The organism is Wohlfahrtiimonas larvae, assembly GCF_002006755.1.
Lineage (GTDB): Bacteria > Pseudomonadota > Gammaproteobacteria > Cardiobacteriales > Wohlfahrtiimonadaceae > Wohlfahrtiimonas > Wohlfahrtiimonas larvae.
Genome location: NZ_MVDO01000185.1, coordinates 1 through 7,151, shown reverse-complemented (window position 1 = coordinate 7,151; position 7,151 = coordinate 1). Strand labels below are relative to the sequence as shown.

General features: G+C 33.0%; 7 protein-coding genes. 1 reads left to right on the top strand and 6 read right to left on the bottom strand.

Annotated elements, in window-relative coordinates:
- The 6 genes from BZK14_RS10190 to recC all read right to left on the bottom strand — a co-directional run.
- Window positions 1-856 (bottom strand): hypothetical protein (locus BZK14_RS10190; protein WP_077926393.1); only part of this gene is annotated, 856 nt, incomplete at its 3' end.
- 49 nt (window positions 857-905) lie between these two features.
- Entirely contained in the window at window positions 906-1,124 is a 219-nt protein-coding gene (locus BZK14_RS10185) for a sulfurtransferase TusA family protein (RefSeq protein ID WP_077926392.1), read from the bottom strand.
- A 2-nt stretch (window positions 1,125-1,126) separates the two neighbouring features.
- On the bottom strand, window positions 1,127-1,582 hold the full coding sequence (gene rimI, locus BZK14_RS10180) for a ribosomal protein S18-alanine N-acetyltransferase (protein WP_077926391.1): 456 nt from the start codon (window positions 1,580-1,582) through the stop codon (window positions 1,127-1,129).
- A 5-nt stretch (window positions 1,583-1,587) separates the two neighbouring features.
- Window positions 1,588-2,328, bottom strand: a complete 741-nt coding sequence (locus BZK14_RS10175) for a uracil-DNA glycosylase (RefSeq protein WP_171973698.1) — start codon at window positions 2,326-2,328, stop codon at window positions 1,588-1,590.
- A complete protein-coding gene (gene pssA / locus BZK14_RS10170; RefSeq protein ID WP_077926389.1) occupies window positions 2,318-3,160 on the bottom strand; it encodes a CDP-diacylglycerol--serine O-phosphatidyltransferase in 843 nt (280 codons plus the stop codon). Before pssA ends, BZK14_RS10175 begins: the two co-directional genes overlap by 11 nt.
- A gap of 423 nt (window positions 3,161-3,583) precedes the next feature.
- On the bottom strand, window positions 3,584-6,994 hold the full coding sequence (recC, locus tag BZK14_RS10165; RefSeq protein ID WP_077926388.1) for an exodeoxyribonuclease V subunit gamma: 3,411 nt from the start codon (window positions 6,992-6,994) through the stop codon (window positions 3,584-3,586).
- Between the two features lie 76 nt (window positions 6,995-7,070).
- Between recC and BZK14_RS10160 the strand changes: the two genes are divergently transcribed.
- Window positions 7,071-7,151: arsenate reductase/protein-tyrosine-phosphatase family protein (locus BZK14_RS10160; protein ID WP_483887736.1), on the top strand; the 81-nt coding region annotated here is incomplete at its 3' end.

The window sequence follows — 7,151 nt, the reverse complement described above, 5'->3', positions numbered from 1 at the left end:
GAGCCAACAGCATATTGGCAATTTGTGATCTTGCATCTAACCAACCTAACAGATCATCATCAGATACTTTACTGATCAAACGATCGTCCACTACACAAATATTAGGATGATTATGAACCATTTGGGAAAAGTCAGCTGTTGAGTTACGCAAAGGAAAGAAAGATAAACCTGCACTATTACCTACACCACGAACGATCGCATTATCAGAAAATATAGCAGAATATTCGACATCAGATTTAAACTCATGATTCTCACCGTTGCCCCAGGGCCAAAAATCTGTAATAGGCTCATATTTTTGTCTAACCCTTAAATGATTATAAGCATATGTTTTTAACCATTCATGCGCATGATTAAACTGTTCCTGCCAGTATGATGCATCTGCTCCCGTTAAACCATAACTTGCTGAATCAATATCTTTAGGTCGAGCACGCCAAATAGGTGTTGATATAACATCATTATATTTTTTCAATGAAATAAACCAATCACCTTGCGCTGTCACAATCGAATCCTCTGCAAATGCAAAATCACTGGCAAAATCTTCTGCCATTTTTTGCACCATATGACCACGTAAACTTGTCACACCAATTTTTGTCAATAATGATAGTTTAAACCAATTATTAGATCGCATACGAATGCCGCTAGCATGCAGACCACAGCGTGCCCATGCAATATTATCTGGCAACTGAAGATATTCAGTCAAAGCATCCTGTAATGTAAAATGTTTTGTTTTATGTGATGTTGATGAATGTAAAAATCTGTCATAAACAGGCTCTAGCGGTGTAGATGCTATTTTAGACTCCCACGATTTGGGCAACTGATTTGTCAAACAAGGAATAATAAATAAAACGGTACTCATTAGCTTCCAACACCACCCTTCATCAAAATAAAAATATCTTACAGCGAACTTATTTTTTCTTAATTAAGAAAAAATATTGATTATTTTCTATCCAAAACTTCAGTAATTCATCAGAAGTTTTACTTAAAAAAGCCTTAAAATCAATTTCTGAATGAGGATCCGTTGTAATCACCTGAATCTCATCACCTGATTGCATCTTTTGTAATGCCTGTTTTGTTTTTAAAATAGGCATTGGGCACTGCAAATCTTTTAAATCTAAAATTTTCATAATTACTCATTCATCAATACACATGCCATGATGATGGCATCTTCACGACCATTTTTAGCAGGATAGTAATTCTTACGAATATCTATCTCATGAAATCCTTCTGATGTATACAATGCTAATGCATTTTGATTAGATTGTCGTACTTCTAAAAAAATAGAACGAATACCTTTTTGACTCAATTGAGCTTTAAGGTATCGCAGGAGCTTTTGGCCAATGCCTTGGCCTTGATAATCAGGATCGACTGCTATATTTAAAATTGTAGCTTCATCCAATACAACCATCACAAATACATAAGCAATCACTTTATCATAGTATGTTATTTTAATTTTATATTCATGACCTTCGACCATAGACCTCATAATCTTCTCACTCCATGGTATAGGATAAGCTTTTAGTTCAATCTCATATATAACATCAAAATCATCTGATGTAATTTCTAAAAAACTGATTTCATTCATAATTTTTACTTTACCAGCTTTTTGAAGTCATTCCACGCTTTTCTTTTTTCTTCTGGGAATTTCATCAATTGATATGGATTATAACTCACATAAACAGGAATATTTTTACCCAAAATAGATAGATATGCACTTTGAGTTCTCACTGTATCAAACGGCTGTGTCGTCTTTAATAAATATTTTGCAACATTACGCCCTAATAACAAAACTTTCTGTGGTTGAATCTCATTTAATTCATTCATTAAATGCTGATAGCATTCGGCCTCTTCCGTTTCTGTAATGAAAGATTGATACGGCGCACATTTCACATAAGGTGTAATATAAACATCCTCCATATGATAGCCAATAGATTTTAAAATATTTTCAAATAACTTACCTGCTTCTTCAGCAAAAGGTTCACCGGCAACATCTTCATTGAATGTTGGGGCTTCTGTCACAACAACTATTTTAGCTGATTTAGAGCCTTTCCCTTGAATCACTTGAGTACGACCATTATGTAACTTACAAGCTACACAATTTTCTAAAGATGCAATAGCTTGAGCCTGATAGTCGGTAGCAATGCCAGAGGCAGATTGAACTTCTGATGGATGGTCAATCATCATTGGCATAATTGCTGATGCTGCAATTGATTCAATCGCAGGTGCCACTCCTTTATGAATAAGAGGTTCCACAGCTTCTGAAACTTCCTGCCCACGCACTTGCCAGACAGGAATTTTCAACAATTTTAAATAATCTAAATTATGATTCATGGCGCTCATCATGACGTTCATGACGTTTTGCTTGTAATGCTAGCATACGTTTTTTACGTGCTTGTCTACGATAAACATATTGGATTGGAGCAGATAAACCATAAATAAATGCCGTTAAGAATAAAACAATAGAAGGTGAAGAAATTAACATTCCCGCATAGATTACAACAATGATTAAAGCTGTAAATCTAACTTTCTTGATCTCTAAAGTTTTAAAACTATAAAATAAAAAATTAGAAACCATCATTAATCCAGCATACAAAGTGATAATTACCATTAATCCCGTTAGATCATGCCCTGTATATGAAAGATCTGTCCCAAATGCCGTTGCAAATTTTTTAATGCCGACCTCTCCTGCCCATACTGCACCAGCAACAATTGCAGCAGCTGTTGGACTTGGCAATCCCACAAAATATCGTTTATCCACAGAGCCTATTTGTACATTAAAGCGTGCCAAACGAAGGGCTGCACATGCCAAATAAACAAATGATGCAAACCAACCGATACCAATCACTTTTGAAACTTCACCCAATCCTTGGAAGGACCACATATATACTAAAATTGCGGGAGCAGCACCAAAAGCAACCATATCTGCTAAAGAATCATATTGTTCACCAAAACTACTTTGCGTATTCGTCCAACGAGCAACACGTCCATCCATACCATCTAAAACCATTGATACAAATATTAATACTGCTGCTGCTGCATAACGCCCTTCTAATGCTAATAAAATAGAACTAAATCCCGTCATTAAAGAAGCCGTCGTAAATAGATTCGGCAAAATATAGATGGCATTTTTTGAAAGATTACTTTTAATCTTTTTATTATTCATTAAAATCGCCTCGTTATGGAAAACTTGTATTATACATCCTTGACCTATTGAATCTATAGTCAAAGGCAACATTCATACATTACATTTTTAGATTAAAGATATATAAATATTCGATTTTATATCGCTTGAATGCCAAATTTTCAGCTTCCCACCATAAAATTTAACAGCCATATACAGCTATGATTAATCAACCTAATCATCTGTTGAATTTAACTATCTCATGACCCCCATCAATTCTTAATTATATTAAACAAAACCCATCTATTAATGATAAAAGTTAACAATCAACTCATGAAAAAGTTATTCATAAGCCATAAACAATTCCACATAACCTGTGGATAATTATGTGCATGACTTTATTAAAACAAATATAACTAATTAATTTTAATATAAAAATATATTATGATCACTTTTTTCTCTTTACTAACATGATTTCAACTCTTTTATTTTCGTATGACAGATCAAATTAATATATCGTAGATAAAAATAGAGATATCCAATCACCTCTTTTTCTGTCATTGTAGGCATAAAACGATCAATTAACATTGAATCCTGTGCCATTAAATCCTCTAAAATCCTATCTATAATTTCTATACGAAACTCTGTATGTTCCATCAAATATTGTTGTACTGTTTCAGTTTGATAATCATGGTAAGTCTTGAGAATAAAATCAACATGTTTTTGTAGTAGTTTTTTATCCTTCGCACGTAAAGCATTCTCAGATGCTAGTATAAATGGCGATACTAAATTTTCTTGATAACCTATTATTAGCTGATGCAATATGGATTTAGCATACTCCATATCAATAGGTTCAATCATAGTTTCATATACTTTTTTATTATCATAAAAGAAAATCTTTGTTGTGATATTTTGTTGTAATCTCAAAGTATTTAAAACATGTGTAATCAGCGCTTCAAATTGACGTTTAATATGAAATTTTCCAGCAAAAACTAAACATTGTTGATCATGATCTATACCAACAACTGTACCATCAATCATAATATTATCATGTATAATTTGGATGGGCTGTTCAATGCCATAACAACAATGATTAGCTCTTGCAGTTAAGACCATCTGCACAATAGGCTCAATGAATGCATACCAATCTAGTTTAGCAAAAGCAAATTTTGGTAGTTTCCCTTCTAGCTTATATTGTTGAAATAGTTGATGTTTGGCATAATGATGCAAAAGATCATCAGAAATATCATTATAAAATAGCTCTTCTATTAACTGCACACGAGCTTGATAATTTTCTAATGCATCTCGCTCTGATAAAGCAAACACTTCATCATCTTCTATTTCATTAATAGATTGCCGATAAAAATTAATGCCAAAATGCTGAATACTAAAAACCTTCAAAGGATCTTTAAAAGCATCTATCAACATTTTTGTAGAAATTTTTCTTAAATCAATTATTTTAGACTGATATTCTCTATCATCTAATGCACATAAAGATGGTAATAATACTTTTTGAAATGAATGAACCCGACTATTTTGTTGAAATAATAATGGGCTATAAGACGATAATGGGTGATGAATGGTCAACTGTTGAGTCACAGATTTTTGGGTTGATGTTTCTGCTAACTCATCTAAATAATGCTGTAATTCATTCACAAAAAGAGATGGGAACATTTCACTATTATTATGAATATTTTTCCCAATATAACTAATATACAATTGAGATTTTGCTGACAGAATTGCTTCTAAAAAAAGATAGCGCTCATCATTGACCGTGGAACGATCACCACGTGCAGGGTATTTTTGCATCAAATCATACTCGGGATATTGCTTACGATGTGGGAAGCTATCTTGGTTCATCCCCAACATACAAACAATTTTAAACGGTATTGAACGCATCGGGATAAATGTACAAAAATTCACTGAACCTGTTAAAAAACGAGATTCTGGTCTAAAAGATGATAAATGTTCATTCAAATAACGATATATCAAATGAATAGAAATAGGTTGATCAAATTTAATCTTTTCCCCTTCATCTAAGAAACTATTCCAAATAAATTGCAAATGCTGCAAACGAAATTGTGTTGCATCATTATCGATATAAAAAGATGACCATATCTCATTCAAAACTGTACGCCATTCATTCAATGAATATGATTGTGATAATTTCTGTTTCCAATGAATAAGTGCATCTACAAAATCTACTAAATGACCTAATGTGATTGCATCACCACCTTGAATATATGGGAAAGCTAAGACATCATCAATCTCAACAGCTTCATTTAAACTATAGCCCAACAATAATCGTTTTAAACCCCACAACCAAGTATTCATCGGCTCCGCACGAATATTCAATTCTGATAAATGCTCTTGATCAATACCAAATTTAATATGGCTATTTTCAACCCATTGACGAATCAAATGGCGATTATTTTGAGAAATAGAAAATCGTTCTGCAATTTCTGGTATCTCTAACAATGTTAATAATTCTGAAATAGTAAAATGGCTTTCAGGTATAGATAACAACAATAAAAATGCTTCTAAAATTGGTTCATGCTTGCCCAATGTAAAATCTGAAATTGTATAAGGAATTTTTATATCGGCTGAAAAAGGGGCACCAAATACTGCTTCTATCATTGGCCGATAACGGTCCACATCTGAGACCATCACAATAATATCTTTTGGCTCTAATGTTACATCATTATTAAATGCATGAAGCAACTGATCATATAAACCTTCAACTTCTCTTCTCTCACTATAATGTGCATGAAAACTAATACTATTGTCATCATCCGTCACAATATATTTAGGTGAATCTTTATTAATAGCTGCTAAGTTAAAAATCTCTCGTTGTACATGGCCTAATAACCCACTATTGTCAGGTTCACTAAAAGCCTCAATTTCTATCACATCATCATACTGAGATAATAAATGAATAAAATCACGTCCTATTTTCCCAAAACTTGCTAATAATGGATTGCCATGAAATTCTAACCATTGCTCAGATATTTCTTGAGCTTTCTCTAACTCTTCCTGATTAATATTAGGTGCAAAGATTTCTTCACGTGCTTCAGATGATTCAAAAATAATACGTTGAATCTCACGATTGCGATATTGAGTTAAATCCCCCCAATAAAACTGGGATGGATTTGTGAAAAATAAATGAACATCTATATGTTTACTCAAAGTATGCAACAGATCAATAAACAATGGTGGCAAAGTCGAAATCCCGATCACAAATAAGCGGGTAGGAATTTTGGGATGTTGGTAACGCTCTTCAGGTATTATTTTTAATAATTCTCCAATATTAGCTAAATAGTATTGAGGAATCACCTTTTGACAAATCTCTTGCCAAATTTTTTGCTGCCACAGCTCATCAAGCGAATCATCTAATAACAATTGATTATTTCGCCATGCCTCAAACCAATCAGGGCGATACGCTAAATATTTATCTAATAAACCTGCGATTTCTTCTGCCAATGCCATCATTCGAACATCACTATGTTCTGTATGATCTGTCGATAAATAACGCGTTAAGATTTCTAAATCTGCTAAAGATGAATTTTTTAAAACATCAAACACAGCCCAAGTTAACGTTAACCGAGAAATTCTTAAATTAGTTTTTGCTCGTTCTTCTTCCGTCAATAAATTCTCAATCATCGTAACAATTTGATTGATGGGGAATTCTAATTTAGTATTGGCAAATATATTATGCTCTTCTGCTAATGCACTCTTCAGCCAGTTCGTCATCCCGCTACTGTGAATAATGAAATATTCAGGTAATAAAGGATTTTCTAATGGATTCTGTTGAATCAAATAACTTGCCATATATTGCAAGGAATCTAAATGATTGGAGTGATAAATAGTAAAAGCCATAGCCACTTCTTTTAATGATAATATATCTCTATTGTAAGCTAAATTATGCATCAAATGGTTATTAATAGGATGAATTATGGTTAAAGTTTTATTCGTGTGCTTAGGTAATATTTGTCGTTCTCCAATGGCTGAAGCGTTATTCAGAGAAAAAGTCAAA

Coding starts and splice junctions, on each gene's coding strand:
- BZK14_RS10185 (WP_077926392.1), bottom strand. CDS start 1,124: ATGAAAATTTTAGATTTAAAAGATTTGCAGTGCCCAATGCCTATTTTA.
- rimI (WP_077926391.1), bottom strand. CDS start 1,582: ATGAATGAAATCAGTTTTTTAGAAATTACATCAGATGATTTTGATGTT.
- BZK14_RS10175 (WP_171973698.1), bottom strand. CDS start 2,328: ATGAATCATAATTTAGATTATTTAAAATTGTTGAAAATTCCTGTCTGG.
- pssA (WP_077926389.1), bottom strand. CDS start 3,160: ATGAATAATAAAAAGATTAAAAGTAATCTTTCAAAAAATGCCATCTAT.
- recC (WP_077926388.1), bottom strand. CDS start 6,994: ATGGCTTTTACTATTTATCACTCCAATCATTTAGATTCCTTGCAATAT.